Raw genomic sequence first — 16252 nt, 5'->3', positions numbered from 1 at the left:
AATTAGAGCGTATAGAACTTGATGAGTACGAGATAATTGAGCATTTAATTATTATGCTCAAAGCAGGAAATATTAAATTAAATAAGGATATGCATAACAGCTAGTCGTAAGGTATCGCCTCCACTACCAGCTAAAGTAAACTTATCACTATATTGTCTAATTACCCATGCTAGAAAAAACATCGATATTTCAAAAAGCAATTGAGGCAGTAGAAGCACTCGATCCACAAGCTCAAGTTATTCTTGTAGATATTATTAGCAAACGCCTGAAACAACAGCGACGGGATGAATTATTAAAAGAAATCGCACAAGCAGAGAATGCATATGCTCAGGGTAATGTCCGACGTGGTTCAGTGGCAGATTTAATGGCGGAATTGGACGAGTGAGAAATTTAATTTGGAGTTCGACATTTGTTCGTGCTTTTAAGCGTTTAGTCAAGAAAAATCCGGAATTACGCCCTCAAATTGAGCAAGTATTACAACAAATAGCCGAAGACCCATTTCTACCCAATTTACGCACTCACAAGCTAAAAGGTGATTTATCGGGCAGATGGTCATGTTCGATTGATTATAGTAATCGTATTTTATTTAATTTTGTTACTAATTCTGACTCAGGAGAAGAAGAAATATTGTTGTTGACTTTAGGTTCACATGATGATGTTTACTAAAGAAAGCATTAGTTTTAATTTCAGCAATTAGAATACTTAAATAATAAGTGCAAGATTTAATTATGAATACCCAAATAACAACCCAACTCCCCATTCCCCCGCACTATCACCCCGAAAAAGTCAGCGAAGTTTGGCGCGTACCTTATCAACAACGCGCAGCAGAAGCACAAGCATGGGCAAAAGAACACAATATCAAACCAGCATCAATAGACAAAACCCACATTTGTCTACTTTTAATTGATGTGCAAAATACCTTTTGTATCCCAGATTTTGAATTATTTGTCGGGGGAAAATCCGGTACTGGTGCGGTTGATGATAATCGGCGATTGTGTGAATTTATCTATCGCAATTTGGGCGCGATCGCAACAATCATACCGACGATGGACACTCACACAGCAATGCAAATTTTCCATCCTATTTTCTGGGTGAATGCTAAAGGTGAACATCCCACACCCGCTGCTTCTAGCATCACGCCGGCAGACATTGAAAAAGGAATTTGGAAAGTTAACCCCGCAGTTGCTTTCAGTCTGGGATACGATTATGAATTTTTAGAAAAACATGCTTGCCATTACGTTAAACAATTAACTCAAAATGGCAAATATCCACTAACAGTTTGGTTTTATCATTCTATGTTAGGTGGTATTGGTCATGCTTTGGTTTCATCTGTTGAGGAAGCGATATTTTTTCACTGTATAGCTCGGAATAGTCAAACGCAATTTGAAATAAAAGGGGATAATCCTTTAACAGAAAATTATTCTGTGCTACGTCCAGAGGTTTTAGAAGGTGTTGATAAAAATCCAATTGCTCAAAAGAATACACGTTTAATTAAACAACTTTTAGAGTTTGATGCTGTCATCATTGCCGGACAAGCTAAAAGTCACTGCGTTGCTTGGACTATTGACGATTTGTTAACAGAAATTCAGCAGATAGATGCTACGCTTGCGAGAAAAGTCTATCTGCTGGAAGATTGTACTTCGCCTGTTGTTGTGGAGGGTGTGGTGGATTATACTGAGCAGGCGGATGCGGCGTTTGAAAGGTTTGCAGCGGCGGGGATGCATCTAGTTAAATCTACGGAAGTGATTAACTTTTTTTTAACGCACTCGTAGCGCGGAGGAATTCGCAGAGGAACGCGGAGGAAATTTTTGCGTGTTAAGGCTGCATGTACTGTTTTGGATCTTTGGCTACCCAACCTAAGTCGGAACTGGAACGTATTTCAAAATGAAGGTGCGGTTGGGTGGATGTAGGTTTTCCGGTTGTACCTACGGTTCCGATTTCGTCTTTTTGTTTTACTTGCTGACCGACGGAAACTTTGATATTTTGAAGATGGGCGTAGCGGCTTTGGATTTTGCCGACGTGATTAATTATTACTAAGTTGCCGTAAGTGCCTTGGTTGCCAGCAAAGACTACGGTTCCGGGTGCGATCGCTTGCACAGATGTTCCCACTGCTGCTAACAAATCTACACCACTATGAAAGAAAACTTCACTTGTCGAAGGATTAATCTGCCAACCATAAGGTAAGGCTACGCGAGCATTTTCTGGCAAAGGGTATCCGGTGAGTTTAACCGGAGTACTTGCTGTGGTGGAATCATTAACAGGACGACTCCGGGATGAATTCCCTTGAGGAACAAACACGACTCTCGGATCTTTTTCACAACCATTAATCTCAAATAGCGCGTCAGCACGGATTTTATACTTTGCTGCGACTTCTCGCCAAGTTTGTCCGCGAGGCACTTCCACGACAATTCCATCGTAGGGAGGAATTAAAATTTCACTACCTACGGCTACTCTGCGGTTTCGCAAATCCGGATTCATAAGGGTAATGGTTGTTGGCGTGAGATTGTAGCGCTGGGCTATGCTTTCTAAAGTATCAGAAGAAGCAACTTTATGGCGTTGGAAACGTTCAAGGGCTGGAGTGGGACAACCTGGAAGAGCAGCGTTAGAACTTTTTGATGGGATTGTGGACACTAGCCCAAGGACGCTGACTAGGAAACAGAGAAACTGTTGACGAGAGGGAAAAGTCATGTAGAGACAAAGGGACGCTTGGATTAGGGACGCTTGGATTGGGGATTGGGAAAATATCACTAACCCAACCACTCACAACTCACAACTAACAATAGCTAATCCAAAATCCGAAATCCGAAATTTTATTGTCTTTGTTGTCAAATTAGGTTGTCAAACATCTGTTAACTAGCCCCTAGCTTGACTAAACTTATAAGTTAGCATCTGCATTGCTGTCTATGAAAGTAAAAATTATGAAGTTATCTGTAAAAAAACTAGTCGTTTATCTGTCCTTATTGGCGATCGGCGGTGGTGCAGGATTGTTAGGCGGTCGCTTTATTTTGCCACAAAATCGCCCGTTTCAAGATTTAAAAGCTGTGACGGTGGCTTTGCCTCCACAAACTGTAGCACCATTACCTGTTGGGGGAGCGATCGCTCCTACTGGCGGAGATAATGTAAATTTTATTGCCACTGCTGTACAAAAAACCGGACCTGCGGTGGTGCGAATTAATGCAACTCGCAAAGTTGCCAATCCGATTTCTGACGCTTTAAAAAATCCTCTTTTGCGGCGATTTTTTGGTGAAGATGAACAACCAGTTCCCCAAGAAAGAATTGAACGCGGTACGGGGTCTGGATTTATTTTGACTCAAGATGGTGAATTGCTAACTAATGCTCATGTGGTAGCAGATACAGATACAGTATTAGTGACTCTCAAAGATGGTCGGACTTTTGAGGGTAAGGTGTCGGGAGTCGATCCGGTTACAGATGTGGCAGTAGTCAAAATTAATGCTGATAAGTTGCCAACTGTCAAGCTGGGTAATTCACAAAATTTAATACCGGGACAGTGGGCGATCGCCATCGGCAATCCTCTCGGTTTAGATAATACTGTCACTATTGGCATCATTAGTGCAACCGATCGCACTAGTGTTCAAGTCGGTATCCCCGATAAGCGAGTCAGTTTTATCCAAACTGATGCAGCAATTAACCCCGGTAACTCTGGCGGACCTTTGCTAAACGCCCAAGGCGAGGTGATTGGCGTTAACACTGCTATCCGTGCTGATGCTCAAGGACTGGGTTTCGCCATTCCCATCGAAACCGCTGCTCGCATCGCGTCGGAACTGTTTACCAAAGGGCGTGCTGAACATCCTTTTTTGGGGATTGAAATGGTAGACCTTTCTCCTACCAAAAAACAGCAGATTAATCAAGAAAGTAATCTGAACATTAAGCAGGACAGCGGTGTTGTGGTTAAAGGAGTTCTGGAAAAATCACCCGCACAAAAAGGAGGACTGCTTCCTGGAGACTTGATTCAAAAACTTAACCGGAAACCAGTCAAAACAGCGGCTCAGGTACAGAAGGTGGTGGAGTCCAGTTCAGTTGGAGACATCCTACAGATGGAAGTCAATCGCAACGGGAAAATTCAAACCCTCAAAGTCGTCTCTGGGGCTTATCCTGAGAAATAGTCTGTTAGTGGGTAATGGGTATGGGGCGTTCGTTGGGCTTTTCCCTTTCCCATGAGTCCCTTTTACCCTCAACAAAATTGCCACTATCCACTCACTATTGATTGTTACTCAAATTTTCCAACTGCATCCGCTGTTCCATCTGGCGCAAGAAATACCCCGTCATCATTGCTGATGCTAAAAGACCAGCTAAATTCTCCCGGTCTGTTGTGATTTGCACATGGAAGTTTTCCGCTGGGAGCATTCCCACAAGCCCTTGAACGTTTTGGGAAATTATTTGTTTAATTTCCGGGCTGACGGACTGCGCGACACGGGCTAAAACTTCTGGAGATTGGTGCTGTAGATATTTGAGTAACTGATTGGGGTATTCGTCAGAATTGTCGGAAACAAGCTGATTCGGGTGTTCTTCAGAGTTATCATTCAAAAAGTTAGGATTAAACACCATTGGCAGTTATGCTAGCTGAGTTGCTATTTCTACTTTAAACCATTCAACCAGGGTAATGCATTCCCCACAAGTATTAGGCAGTAACTTATCCCTAGTACAACCTTTGACACTTTAACATCAGTCTCAGGGCTGATGTTGTTAAGGAGGGGAAAAGGGGAAAGGAAAAAAGGGAAAATGTTAAAGTAATTTAAGATACGCATAAAAACACGTTTTCCTTACCTTGGACATTTAGGGTTTAAGAAATACGCAACTTTTGCGTGGTCTTGAATTGGGTGGGGTCGTAATTCCCATCCAATTTCTTCCCCCTTTACCCTTTACCCTTTCCCCTTTACCCCTCTTCATGAATCTGGTTCAGTTTTCAAGTCTAGTTCTAGTTGTCGTTCTTCTTGGCTGCGGTCGAATGGTTCGGGAAGTTGCTCAATTTGGAAATATTGATGAAATTTCGGAGTAATTTGTAGCGAATAAGACCGAGATTCATGATCTCGGCGTTTTCGGACAAAGCCAAGTTCGACTAGTTCGGGAACGTGTTGATATACTCCAGAACCCCGCACATTTATCAAGTCGGTTTGAAGAATCGGGCTGTTAAGAGCGATCGCTGCTAAAGTTCGCAATGCCCCCAAGCCCAATTCCACTGGGATCATGGTTTGCACTAATTCATGAAAATCTGACCGCAGTTGCAGGCAGTAACCTGCTGGGGTTTCTACAACTTCTAAAGCGCCATCTCTGTGGGCATAGTTGTCGATTAATTCAATTATGCCTTCCTCAGCAGTAGCGCGATCGCATGCGGCATACTCGGCTATTTCACCGAGCGACAAGGGTTTACCTTTTAAATAGAGAATCGCTTCTATCTTGTTGGCTGTAGCTGTAATCATTAATTATTAGTCATTGGTGAACCACTGCGTTGGTGAAGCAACGCGGGAAGTGACGGTTTCCGTCGAGAGCGACTGCTCAAAGGGTTTCCCGCCAGTCACCCATGTGGTAAACCCGAAGGGTCAAGAGTCATTACTCACAGAGAAAATGACAACTGACTGACTCATCTTTACACAAATTATAAGTGTGTGGGATTATATCATGATTTTGCACAACCGTCAAAGTTAAAAAGTATCCTTTTCTCCCTGATCCCTACTCCCTGCCACTGAGGATGAATTCGGCGATCGCTAAATCTTGTGGGGTAGTCACCTTCAAATTGGTTTCTTCCCCTTGGACAATTGTGACGCTGTAGCCGCACTTTTCAAATAAAGCCGCATCGTCAGTTACTTCCCAACCCTGACGGATACCCGTTTCGTGGCATTGTTTCAACAATTTGACATCAAAACCTTGGGGAGTTTGTGCGGCAAACAATCGCCGTCGGTCAGGAGTACTTTGAATTATGCCATTTTCATCGACAACTTTGATAGTATCCTTGACAGGTATGGCGGCGATCAAACCAGAATGATGGCGAATGGATAAAGCACAAGCATTAAATAAATCTGGTGTGGCAAGACATCTGGCACCATCGTGAATCAAGACTTGCTCTGCCGCAGCTGGTAATGCCAGTAAGCCATTGTAAACTGATTCTTGGCGTGTGGAGCCGCCTTCGATTAATTCCACAGGTTTAGTTAATTTTTCTTTTTGAATAATTGTCTGGAGGTCTTGCCAGTCGGTAGGTTGAGCAATAATCCCGATCCAACTGATAAAATTCGCGGCTTCAGCGGCTTTGAGAGTCCAACTAATTATCGGTTGCGATCGCACGAGTAACAAAAGTTTATTGCGATCGCTTCCCATTCTTCGTCCCATCCCCGCAGCTGGAATTAGTAAATGCACAGTTTTCCTCAATCTAGCGATTAGGGGCTGGCTACTGGGGACTGGGTACTGGGAAATAAAATATCACTTATGTCCCAGACCCCATGCCCTATACTCTATGCCCCAATCCCTATATTCTCCTAAAATAAGTAGCGAGTAAGCGTAAATAAATCTTATGCGAATAGTAGCCCTTGTTCCCGGCGGAATTGGCGACCAAATTCTCTTGTTTCCCACTCTAGATGACCTGAAGCGCTCATTACCTTCAGCTCAAATAGATGTTGTTACCGAACCCCGATCAAAAGCTGCCTACCGGGTAAGCAAGTCAGTTCACCAGTTACTGACATTTGATTTCCAAGACCGCAATAGTTTAGCAGATTGGGGTAACTTGGTGGGTATGATTCGCGATCGCGAGTACGATGTTGCCATTTATTTAGGACAAAGCTGGTTGGTTAGTTGTTTACTTTGGTTGACGGGAATCCCCACACGGATCGGCTACCAAGGCAAAGGCTCTGCTTTTTTTACCAACCCAGTCCCTTTTAAACAATCGCAGTATATTGCGGCAATGTATCACGATCTACTCACAGGTTTGGGCATTCAATCTACTTGCCCAGATTTAACAGTCAATATACCTTTAGCCGATATTGATTGGGCAGAAAAAGAACAAAAACGTTTAGGTGTCCATGAAACAGGTTACATCTTGATTTCCGCTGGTTCTAGCCAGTTAGACCAATCCTTAGGTGCTAATATCTATCCTGTGGAAAATTGGCGGCAAATTATTCAAAATTTCCGCAGCAAGCAACCAGAGATGCCTGTGGTATTAGTTAAGCAAGCAGAAGATGAATTAGTGACATCTCTTGAGTCGTCGTTAGATGTTAAAATAACTTCGCCAGATGACATCGGCAAGTTAGCCGCCATGATTGGCGGGGCAAATTTGATGTTGTGTACCGACAGTACGCCGATGCACTTGAGTGTAGCGGTACAAACTTATACTATTGCTTTATTTGGTGACACAGAGCCAGCCAAGTTGTTACCCAAGAGTGATAAATTCTTGGCGATCAAATCTCCTACTGGTAGAATTGCTGATATTTCACCCAATACAGTGTTGCAGAAAGTTTGGGGTGGCTAGTACTGCAATAATAATTGTGTTTTTCAGCTTTTCACGTCTTGGCTGATGATACCGGCATGGATTTTTTATTGAGTGCGATGGCGCAAAGCACCCGCCATCGGCGATCGCAAGCTAATATATCAAGGTGAGCTATATTTGCCACGGAGAATCTTTGCACATCCCATTCCTGGTGTTATTTAAGCTGTGTGGAGCGTGAGCGCGATCGCCTAATATTCTTTTGTTTAAGTTTCCATTCCTTTAGTTCATATAAAAGTTATTACTTAGCGTAAATTTTTCAACAGTCATATTAGTGACTCGATCAGCTTTTTTTTTGCATAGGCTGGGACAAAGTTAGATGCGCTATAATATTTTTCCATCTTAATTTTTATTTCTGTGAAGTATTGAGTCACAACATACTCGACAATCAACCGAGCGCAAGCTGAAAATTCCAAACTAACACCACACAAAATATGATTACATTAACCAAAATTTAGCTGGAATAGTTAAGTTTATTTTGCCAAAAAATTTAATTTCAAACAAAAAAATAACTATTATAAACAGATGTTGTCAAGTATTTATTTAACACTTTGTCCAGATTGATGCTGTGTTTTTTACAAAAATTTACAAATATATCATTGACAAAGATAAGTTAAAAAAATTAGATTTTTGCCAAATTCTTAGTTTAGATATATTTGTGGGAACAATCCATGAAGGCATTCGTACATAGTATGCATTTAACCCAGTTGTAAAAATGGGAAAATGGCTAATTGTGGATGTTCAAGGTGTCATAGTTTACAGGCATCTGTTAACCATGAATTAAATTTTCAATAAAAAAAATGAACCGCAATATATGCTTTTTAATTCAGCAGGAAATATGAGGTTTTTTTACAAAACTAATCAATCACAACTAGAGATTTCAGTTAAAACAAAAATTAGCAACCTTAATACACAAAATTAAGGATTCTCGGCTATAGGGCAAACACGGGTTGCCGATACTACTTGGTTTGATTAGCTTCTGGGTGGATCTAACATGCCATTTTCTGCGTTCCTGAACTTGACCTTCGTTATAAAAGCTAGTGTTCAGTAAAAAATGTGATGAAGTATACACAAGGAAAAAATAAATGGCGATTTGGTTACATGGCTTTATTAGCAGTGGAAAACGGTATATCCAAGTAGGTACTCAGATTCATCATATTACTGGCGTTTTCCGAAAAATTATGCGTTCTTCACCGAGAATGCGTTTTTATACATTAGAAAATGTAAAAAATGCATATTTCAAGTGTAAAGAAGACGCAACAATAACTTTTTACCAAGGGGGAATCAAGAATGAAGCTAACCCAGGAATTTGGACTTATGTTGTATATGAATGTCCGGAAAGTGAAGAAAAAGTATTCCATGACTTATCTATCGACACGAGCACAAATCTTCTCAAAAAATTATTAGCTGGTAAAAAACTAATTCGATTAGCCGAAAATATTCATGATTATCTCAACTATAAATATAATCAATGTGAATATTTGGATGTAGAACTTCCTTTAAATTGGAATACTTCCGGAGGAAGAGAAATTGCCGATTTGCTTTTAGTAGAATTTAATGCTTTAAAAGCATCATCCGTGTTTGCAGAAAATGCCGGCAAAAAATACATGCAAACAGTTTTGGATAGCTTTGTCAAAGCTGCACAGGAAGTTTTAGAAATCGGTGGCACAGCAAAAGATTTTGAAGCTAAACAATACAAAATACTGAATCAAATCAGGATTGATGAAATAGTAAATAGAATTATTGACTATAACGATTATCGAATCTGGCAGGAAGCTTTACCCAGTAAATCAAAAGCAGTTGAATACGCTTTCAATACCGCATTAAGTTTTATATATCGGATAAAGTGAGTTGTTAGTGGGCATTGGGCATTGGGCATTGGGCATTGGGCATTGGTAATTATTTTTATTCACCATTCCCCATTCCCCATTCCCCATTCCCCATTTTTTCAAAACATCTCAAATAAGGTATCATCTAAGTCATAACCCAGCAATTGAGCCATTGATTTGAGACGGAATTGATTGGGTATACCCTGCTGTTTGAGCCAATCGCTTAAAATAAAGATTCTCTGCATCAAAAATATTTCTAAAGCTTCAGGATTATACTGAATACCTTCTTTTTCACTGAATTGGTGGGGTACGAGCATAGCGACGTAACGAACAAGTTCTCCAGCTTTCCAATCGAGTAAAAATGGCAACCAAGGATAGCGAGCATCCAGACGGAGAAACCACAAGCGTACCTCTGGAATTTCTGAAAGTTCCCGTGGATCGCTTTTTTCCTGAGAATAGTTTATCTCAAAGTGGAGCTGCTGTTCGTGGGATGCGATCGCCCCATCTTGCAGCAGTTGTGAAATCACCGTTAATGCGGGTGATAGATCCAGATTGTTAATGCAGTCGGTATTCAGTGCGATCGCGATTGTCATTGGCATTCTTACGATTCTGTACAACTGTAAGATCGAGAATATACAGTAGCAGCTTTCAAGTATTAACACTATACCCCATTGATTAAAAATAAAGACGCGAAGAACATCGCGTCTCTATTCGTACTAAGCGTTGAAACGCTTAGTCCCAGCACTCTTCGTGCTGACTACAAATGCACCCTTAGATTCACTGGATTAACTGAAAGATTTGCGGTACAAGGCATTATCGCCACCCACAACAAACGTGTCAATACGGTTGATTCCCGTAGAAACAGCAGCAAGAGCAACAAATGCACGAGCCTGCTAAATTCTCCCAAGTGCTTCCAACTAAGATTATCCCAGGTTTTGCGCTACAAAGCATTATCAGTAACAACCGCAAACACATCCAGTCGGTTCGCTCCCCAACAAGCGATCCTCTGGGGAATAAACCATATGCGGATTTCTCCCACCGAATGTTAAATCGTGCATATACTGGAATTTATGGTTGTTTGAAATTAAATTTAAGTGTAAACAACAGTACCTTTTTGAGTTTTATATGCTATTTCAACGACATTTTGGGTACAAGATTTTGGTTGGGGTGTGACGCGGACTTAATATTATAGGACTTACGCACGCTCTCTAACGACACATCATGTGTATTAACATAATTTGGTCGTTCCAGTATTTTGACAACAATACGTCAGATGGGTGGCGATCGCCCTTATTTATCGCACAGGGTCTTTCTCACAAATGTATTGGCATTTACCTTCAAATTAGCCCTTGGACTGTCGCTACTCACCTGCTTTCTATTTTTGTCAAACTGGGTGTCACTTCCACAAAGCGCTATAATTACTTGCCTCAAGTAGAGGAAAATCGCCTACACAAGTAGCACACCAATTCATCTATATATCCGTAATATAACTTAAACCCCTGCCTCAAGTAGACGTAAGGCGTGATTTTAAGCTAAAGTTGTAATGAGTTTGTTTTAGATTAGGGTGTGAGAAAGCAACTCTCAGTAGATCACAAAAATTAATCTCTCTATCGAACGTGCTTGGGTAGCAATCAAAAGCAAAAACACAAATATAGGAATTGAAGTGCAAAGTACAAAAATATTGCATAAATAAAATAACAATTACACCTTCAAATATAGAAATAACCCCAATCGTTAAGAAAGTTAAATAAATATGCAAAAACAAGTAATCTCTACAAAACCAATTCGTTCTCTAGAAGATGCTATTGACAGATGCCAAACGCTGGGTATGCGCGTTAGCCGGCAGCGTCGTTTTATTTTAGAATTACTGTGGCAAGCACAAGAGCATCTTTCTGCCAGAGAGATTTACGATCGCTTAAACCAAGAAGGCAAAGAAATCGGACATACCTCTGTATATCAAAACTTAGAAGCACTATCCAGTCAAAACATCATTGAGTGCATCGAACGCTGCGACGGACGTTTATACGGTAATATCAGTGATTCCCACAGTCATGTGAACTGCATAGATACAAATCAAATTCTTGATGTTCATATCCAACTACCAGAAGATTTTATCCGCCAAGTTGAAGAAGAAACCGGAGTGAAAATTACTGAATATAGTATTAACTTCTATGGCTATCGGCAGAACAAAACCGAGAGTTAGCAGACAAGGGGGGAAAGAAGAATTGGTGTTGCTGATTGATAAGATGAATTTTGATGATTAGACTACTAAGTGCTACGTCTAATCAAGGGTCTGAAGCGCGATCGTCCCTATGGCACCATTCCAAGCTTTTAGTGCCGTACTTTCCGCGCTAACACACCCTACGTGTATATTTTTGAGTGGACTATGAGCGATCGCCCTCTAAAAGTATTATTAATCGACCAAGACCCAATTTTCCGGCTAGGGTTGCGAGTAGCTTTGGAACAAGTCCCTAATTTAGAAGTTACATCGGAAGCACAAACAGATACCGTTGCCCTGCACATATTGGCAGAATTTGCCCAAAAAGATCCAAAAGCAATTAATTTGGTAATTTTGGAACTAGGTAATAGTCGTTATTTACAACTTTGTCACCAACTTCAAGCTGAATACCCCAATTTACCGATTTTACTGCTCACTTCTGTTTCTGAACCAGGGCTGCTGATGGCAGCAAGAGATGCTGGTGTAGATGGTTACTGCCCTAAAGGCACACCTGTTTCTGAGTTAGTTGAGGTAATGCAACTCTTAGCATCTGGTGGTAGTTATTGGGATGGAGTGGGGAGGGGGGAAGTGGGTCCGGGGGGGAGTGGGGGAAAAATAACTGCTAACTCCTCACTTTCGTACAGACGTTCCGTTTCGTACAGACGTTCCGTTTCCTACAGACGTTCCGATGGAACGTCTCTACCTCAATCTTCTCCTGTTCCTTTCGCTAGGTTGCGGAATAATTGGCGTTTATTAGGAATTAATCACATTAACGCTACTTTGGCAAAAGTGACGGCACAATTGCAAGTCGCCGGTTTGCCGCTACTAGATCGAGCTATTTTAGCTGGACAGCGACGCGAATTATTGGCAGCCGGTTGGCTAGTCAATCGGCTCTTAGCCACACCCCAAGAAAGGCAATATGACAAAACGACAGCCCTTGCTGCTCAAGATTCACCAGCGACAAATCCCTCACTTAATAGTGCTGTTGTCACATCACCAATAAAGCCAAATTATCCTTCTTTACTTAGCCCAAGAGCGCTGCAAGCAACTTTATTTTCATCTTGTGTTGCAAAACTTCAATTACCTTTACAAAATTTGGGCGATGAACCTTTAGAAATTGACATTTTTCGCCAAGATAAAAAACGCGAGTTACTTTATCTGATTCTGCAAAAACTTGCTAATTCTTTAGATGAACTGCGTGCTTCTCAAATAGAAGTTCATCAATTAAATGAATTGACAAAAATCATATTATGTGAATTGTGGCAAACGTCAACAACAGATTTTTTTGGTAAATTTACCAAACTGCAAGTAGGCAATCAAAATTTAGAACTTGTCACCTTCTTGCTGCAATCTGCTAAAGTTGTAGAAACAGAAATTCTGATCAAGATTCCTTTGGTAGTAGAGTTATTTTCTTATCTACTATTTCAAACAGATTTATCCATTGATAATACCATTTACGCAGCAGGTAGCTTAGAGGCGATGGAGCAATCTTTAATAATTTTAGAAAATTTCTTAATTCAAGTGGCAAATGGTGTCGTGCAGCCACTGCTTAACAGTTTAGCAGATGTAGAAGAAGTTAAACAAAGTTTTTACGATCGCCAATTTATTTCCACGCGAGAAATCGAACGTTTCCGCAATGATTTATCATGGAAATACCGCTTGAAAAATTATGTCAGCGAAGCTCAAGCGATTTTTGAAAGTCGTTATGAACTACTTGTATTTACTCCTCGTGGTATTGCGAAAATATCAATTTATGGTTCCCGCAGTCAAGAGTTAGCGCAACTTTCTGGGATTCCGCTATTAGTGACATTAGCATTAGAATTTCGGGATGCGATCGCTCCTCGTCTCAAATCACTTTTATCTTTCTTTGGTAGTGGTATTGTTTTTTTTCTCACCCAAATAATTGGTAGAGGTTTGGGGTTAATCGGTCGTGGTATTCTTCAAGGTATTGGTAGTGCAAAATTGCCGGAAAGAAACTTGCGACGAAACGATGACCGACCGAAGTGATTTGATTATACCAATCCTAAATAATATCATGACAGGCTGATTACACATTCTGTAGAGACGTTCCGGTGGAACGTCTCTACAGACAGTCCACTGGAACGTCTCTCAATATTACGACGGTAGGTATATTTTTGTTACTTTTTCAATGAATACAGATAATATTCCTATAGCTTGAAATCAGGGACTTTTAGCGAATTAATTGCATCTTCGTGATTAGGGTTTCTAGTCGGCTTTTGCCGCAGGGTTCAGCACTTTGGCAATTGCTAACTGAGACTTTTCCATAAGATAAGCGCACTTTCTTATTTAAAAAAGTTTTTTCTTTGGCACAAATTTCAAAAGACGCACCGATATTTTTGTAAACATTTCCTTTGTTATCTACTAATTTTACATAGCACATAATGTCACCATTGGTCATACTTTTGACTGTGCCGATGGTTGGTTTTGCGCCTACCTCACGTGCTTGAATAGAAGCGGGGTTAGTAAAAAAGCTAATGCCACCGCTAACAACTGAGATAGACAAACCTAAGACGGATAAGTATAAGGGGATTTTTTTACCTTTGATTACCTTTTGATGTTGAGCTAGCATGATGAAATTCTCCTATTTAAGTGATGATTACTAATTATATTATGTCCTGATAATTAACATTAAAAAAATATCGTAACCCTCGTAGAGACGTTCCACGCTTTACGTCTTTACAATAGACATCTCCACAAATGAACTATGCCTTGCCCGAAACCCTTGTAGAGACGTAAGCTAGCTACGTCTCTACCTCTTTTATGGAGATGTCTAATGATATAAAAAGTCACTCACAGATTGCAATTGCGGCGAAATATGTCTAATTAACATTAAAACAAATATTGCAACCCCCGTAGAGACGTTCCACGCTTTACGTCTTTACCTGGAACGTCTTTACCTGGAACGTCTTTACCTGGAACGTCTTTACCTGGAACGTCTTTACCTGGAACGTCTTTACAATGATATAAAAAGTCACTCACAGATTCCAATTGCGGCGAAAGTGGAAGAAGCCTTCTAGAAAATCTTGCAAAGCAATATTGCTATTTAACTTTTGCCGTTCCCATTCTCGTGCAGTTTGTTCAATAATTTCTGAATAACCTGGATAAACGAAAGATAAATTCGCTAATTGATTAATTTTAATTTTTTGAGATATAGCCAAAGCAATCAGATTGATTAATTCTACCGCTTCTGCCCCCAGTAAAGAAGCGCCTAAAATTTCCCCATTGCGGAGGACAATTAATTTACATATACCTGTAGTTTCTTCGCTGATTTGGGCTGCTGTTACTGTTTTAAAATATTGTTGCAAAACTAAAACTTCATCTGGAATATATCGGCATTTGGCTTGTTTTTCTGTTAAGCCGACTTGTGCCAGCATTGGATAAGAAATTAGCCCCCAAGGAACGCATTGATAATTAACTTTATTTACTGGAAAAAATAGAGCATTATTCAGAGCAATTTTTGCTTCATAGTTAGCAATATTAACAAATTCATAACCGCCAATAACATCACCACAAGCATAAATACGGCGATTAGTTGTTTGTAATTTGTCATTGACTAGCAAGCGATGTTGATGCCATTTTACACCTACCGCAGCCAAATTTAAAGATTCAATATTCGGCTGTTGTGCGATCGCCACCAAAATTTCATCAGTTTCAATTGCCTTATCTCCAGCCTGAACCCACTTTTGGTTATCAATTAGCCTCACCTGAGTTACGGTTGTTTGCGTCAGCAAGCGCACACCATCGACTTCTAACTGCCCTTGCAGCAATTGGGTTATCTCTGGGTCAAGATTGGGCAAAATATAGGGATGCTTGACAACCAGGGTCACGCTGGAACCCAACCGTGCCAAAGTTTGTGCTACTTCGATGCTTTGGGGAACACCCCCAATTATCACCCAATTTTTGGGTAACGTTGAAAACTCAGACAAAGCCTGCCAAATATTAGATAAAGTAAAAAAGCCAGTACTTTGCAACCCTTCAATCTCTGGAATTGCTGGACGGGAACCACTAGCTAGTAAATAGGTACGTGCGCGAAGCTGACGTTTATTAACGGCAAAAGCAAGATGAGGTGACAATACAAATTGACCGCTACCAATGATGACATCGACACCTTTGGCAGCTAAAATGGCGAGTGAATTTTGTTCTTGAAGATTTGAGACAACACCGCCAGCATAAAGCATCGCTTCTTGCCATTCTACAGATGTTTGGCACTTTTCTGAGAAGAGTGTTGTTGGTATTCTTCCGTTTAGATAATCCTGTGCAGTATCCCCATAGGAATGAATACCAAAATTAGCCGCAGCATCAACATGCTGGGCAAGTTTGCCAATTAAAGCAAGCGCGTAGTGATAAATAAACCCCAAGTTGACTGTGGGTTCCACTAGGGCAACAGTGGCGTGTAGATCGGTTGCAGCAAGGGCTGCATTGCGTCCAGCAAGACTACCGCCAATAATTACAACATCGTAGTCAATAGTCATTGGTCAATATAGTCAGATTTTACTCACTCCTGGCGAATAGAATTCGCGGCTACACAGACGAAACCTGCCTCCGCAGGTTTTTTCATTAAGTCCACAGAGGTGGACTTTGTTTGTGAGGAAACCTACCTCCGCAGGTTGTTTCATTAAGTCAGATTTTACTCACTCCTGGCGAATAGAATTCGCGGCTACACAGACGAAACCTGCCTCCGCAGGTTTTTTCATT

The 16252-nt window shown here is 40.8% G+C and carries 17 protein-coding genes; 9 read left to right on the top strand and 8 right to left on the bottom strand.

Annotated elements, in window-relative coordinates; genetic code table 11:
• Window positions 1–166 precede the first annotated feature (166 nt).
• From OGM63_RS02170 to OGM63_RS02160, 3 genes are all read left to right on the top strand, one after another.
• The gene (locus OGM63_RS02170; protein ID WP_263743858.1) at window positions 167–385 is read left to right on the top strand and encodes a hypothetical protein; all 219 of its coding nucleotides are present in this window, start codon (window positions 167–169) and stop codon (window positions 383–385) included.
• Window positions 382–666 carry a type II toxin-antitoxin system RelE/ParE family toxin gene (locus OGM63_RS02165; protein WP_263743857.1) on the top strand — a complete coding sequence of 95 codons (285 nt, stop codon included), beginning with the start codon at window positions 382–384 and terminating at the stop codon, window positions 664–666. The genes OGM63_RS02170 and OGM63_RS02165 overlap by 4 nt, the downstream gene beginning before the upstream one ends.
• A gap of 62 nt (window positions 667–728) precedes the next feature.
• Entirely contained in the window at window positions 729–1772 is a 1044-nt protein-coding gene (locus tag OGM63_RS02160; protein WP_263743856.1) for a cysteine hydrolase family protein, read from the top strand.
• A gap of 43 nt (window positions 1773–1815) precedes the next feature.
• Here the strand turns inward: OGM63_RS02160 and OGM63_RS02155 are convergent, their stop codons facing one another.
• Complete coding sequence (locus OGM63_RS02155) at window positions 1816–2631, bottom strand: LysM peptidoglycan-binding domain-containing M23 family metallopeptidase (RefSeq protein ID WP_263743855.1); 816 nt, start codon at window positions 2629–2631, stop codon at window positions 1816–1818.
• Window positions 2632–2918: 287 nt separating this feature from the next.
• Here OGM63_RS02155 and OGM63_RS02150 point away from each other — a divergent pair, with 287 nt between their 5' ends.
• The gene (locus OGM63_RS02150) at window positions 2919–4124 is read left to right on the top strand and encodes an HhoA/HhoB/HtrA family serine endopeptidase (protein WP_263743854.1); all 1206 of its coding nucleotides are present in this window, start codon (window positions 2919–2921) and stop codon (window positions 4122–4124) included.
• Window positions 4125–4218: 94 nt separating this feature from the next.
• On the opposite strand, the gene OGM63_RS02145 is transcribed toward OGM63_RS02150, so the two are convergent.
• The 3 genes from OGM63_RS02145 to ispD all read right to left on the bottom strand — a co-directional run bounded on the left by OGM63_RS02145 (window position 4219) and on the right by ispD (window position 6369).
• Entirely contained in the window at window positions 4219–4566 is a 348-nt protein-coding gene (locus tag OGM63_RS02145) for a DUF760 domain-containing protein (protein ID WP_089125484.1), read from the bottom strand.
• 338 nt (window positions 4567–4904) lie between these two features.
• Window positions 4905–5438, bottom strand: coding sequence for an SMC-Scp complex subunit ScpB (scpB, locus tag OGM63_RS02140; RefSeq protein ID WP_263743853.1), 534 nt, complete (start codon window positions 5436–5438; stop codon window positions 4905–4907).
• Window positions 5439–5688: 250 nt separating this feature from the next.
• A complete protein-coding gene (gene ispD, locus OGM63_RS02135; protein ID WP_263743852.1) occupies window positions 5689–6369 on the bottom strand; it encodes a 2-C-methyl-D-erythritol 4-phosphate cytidylyltransferase in 681 nt (226 codons plus the stop codon).
• Between the two features lie 154 nt (window positions 6370–6523).
• Here ispD and OGM63_RS02130 point away from each other — a divergent pair, with 154 nt between their 5' ends.
• Window positions 6524–7474, top strand: a complete 951-nt coding sequence (locus tag OGM63_RS02130) for a glycosyltransferase family 9 protein (protein WP_263743851.1) — start codon at window positions 6524–6526, stop codon at window positions 7472–7474.
• Window positions 7475–8574: 1100 nt separating this feature from the next.
• Window positions 8575–9339 carry a hypothetical protein gene (locus OGM63_RS02125; protein WP_263743850.1) on the top strand — a complete coding sequence of 255 codons (765 nt, stop codon included), beginning with the start codon at window positions 8575–8577 and terminating at the stop codon, window positions 9337–9339.
• A 98-nt stretch (window positions 9340–9437) separates the two neighbouring features.
• Here the strand turns inward: OGM63_RS02125 and OGM63_RS02120 are convergent, their stop codons facing one another.
• Window positions 9438–9911, bottom strand: coding sequence for a CRR6 family NdhI maturation factor (locus OGM63_RS02120; protein WP_263743870.1), 474 nt, complete (start codon window positions 9909–9911; stop codon window positions 9438–9440).
• Window positions 9912–10539: 628 nt separating this feature from the next.
• Here OGM63_RS02120 and OGM63_RS02115 point away from each other — a divergent pair.
• From OGM63_RS02115 to OGM63_RS02105, 3 genes are all read left to right on the top strand, one after another.
• Complete coding sequence (locus tag OGM63_RS02115; protein ID WP_263743849.1) at window positions 10540–10776, top strand: helix-turn-helix transcriptional regulator; 237 nt, start codon at window positions 10540–10542, stop codon at window positions 10774–10776.
• Window positions 10777–11071: 295 nt separating this feature from the next.
• The gene (locus OGM63_RS02110) at window positions 11072–11521 is read left to right on the top strand and encodes a Fur family transcriptional regulator (RefSeq protein WP_263743848.1); all 450 of its coding nucleotides are present in this window, start codon (window positions 11072–11074) and stop codon (window positions 11519–11521) included.
• A gap of 183 nt (window positions 11522–11704) precedes the next feature.
• Window positions 11705–13543 carry a DUF3685 domain-containing protein gene (locus OGM63_RS02105; protein ID WP_263743847.1) on the top strand — a complete coding sequence of 613 codons (1839 nt, stop codon included), beginning with the start codon at window positions 11705–11707 and terminating at the stop codon, window positions 13541–13543.
• Window positions 13544–13727: 184 nt separating this feature from the next.
• Here the strand turns inward: OGM63_RS02105 and OGM63_RS02100 are convergent, their stop codons facing one another.
• From OGM63_RS02100 to OGM63_RS02090, 3 genes are all read right to left on the bottom strand, one after another.
• Entirely contained in the window at window positions 13728–14126 is a 399-nt protein-coding gene (locus OGM63_RS02100; protein WP_263743846.1) for a hypothetical protein, read from the bottom strand.
• Window positions 14127–14386: 260 nt separating this feature from the next.
• Window positions 14387–14536 carry a hypothetical protein gene (locus OGM63_RS02095; RefSeq protein WP_263743845.1) on the bottom strand — a complete coding sequence of 50 codons (150 nt, stop codon included), beginning with the start codon at window positions 14534–14536 and terminating at the stop codon, window positions 14387–14389.
• A complete protein-coding gene (locus OGM63_RS02090; protein ID WP_263743844.1) occupies window positions 14533–16029 on the bottom strand; it encodes a dihydrolipoyl dehydrogenase family protein in 1497 nt (498 codons plus the stop codon). Before OGM63_RS02090 ends, OGM63_RS02095 begins: the two co-directional genes overlap by 4 nt.
• Window positions 16030–16252 lie beyond the last annotated feature (223 nt).

The organism is Plectonema radiosum NIES-515 (assembly GCF_025753815.1).
In the GTDB taxonomy this organism is placed as follows: domain Bacteria; phylum Cyanobacteriota; class Cyanobacteriia; order Cyanobacteriales; family Nostocaceae; genus Hassallia; species Hassallia radiosum_A.
This window is presented reverse-complemented; position numbering and strand designations above follow the sequence as displayed.

Bases quoted from the DNA above. Each gene is read 5' to 3' on its own strand.
- OGM63_RS02115 (WP_263743849.1), top strand. From the start codon at position 10,540: ATGTGTATTAACATAATTTGGTCGTTCCAGTATTTTGACAACAATACG.
- OGM63_RS02150 (WP_263743854.1), top strand. From the start codon at position 2,919: ATGAAGTTATCTGTAAAAAAACTAGTCGTTTATCTGTCCTTATTGGCG.
- OGM63_RS02110 (WP_263743848.1), top strand. From the start codon at position 11,072: ATGCAAAAACAAGTAATCTCTACAAAACCAATTCGTTCTCTAGAAGAT.
- scpB (WP_263743853.1), bottom strand. From the start codon at position 5,438: ATGATTACAGCTACAGCCAACAAGATAGAAGCGATTCTCTATTTAAAA.
- OGM63_RS02120 (WP_263743870.1), bottom strand. From the start codon at position 9,911: ATGACAATCGCGATCGCACTGAATACCGACTGCATTAACAATCTGGAT.
- OGM63_RS02160 (WP_263743856.1), top strand. From the start codon at position 729: ATGAATACCCAAATAACAACCCAACTCCCCATTCCCCCGCACTATCAC.
- OGM63_RS02145 (WP_089125484.1), bottom strand. From the start codon at position 4,566: ATGGTGTTTAATCCTAACTTTTTGAATGATAACTCTGAAGAACACCCG.
- OGM63_RS02170 (WP_263743858.1), top strand. From the start codon at position 167: ATGCTAGAAAAAACATCGATATTTCAAAAAGCAATTGAGGCAGTAGAA.
- OGM63_RS02105 (WP_263743847.1), top strand. From the start codon at position 11,705: ATGAGCGATCGCCCTCTAAAAGTATTATTAATCGACCAAGACCCAATT.
- OGM63_RS02125 (WP_263743850.1), top strand. From the start codon at position 8,575: ATGGCGATTTGGTTACATGGCTTTATTAGCAGTGGAAAACGGTATATC.
- OGM63_RS02100 (WP_263743846.1), bottom strand. From the start codon at position 14,126: ATGCTAGCTCAACATCAAAAGGTAATCAAAGGTAAAAAAATCCCCTTA.
- OGM63_RS02090 (WP_263743844.1), bottom strand. From the start codon at position 16,029: ATGACTATTGACTACGATGTTGTAATTATTGGCGGTAGTCTTGCTGGA.
- OGM63_RS02130 (WP_263743851.1), top strand. From the start codon at position 6,524: ATGCGAATAGTAGCCCTTGTTCCCGGCGGAATTGGCGACCAAATTCTC.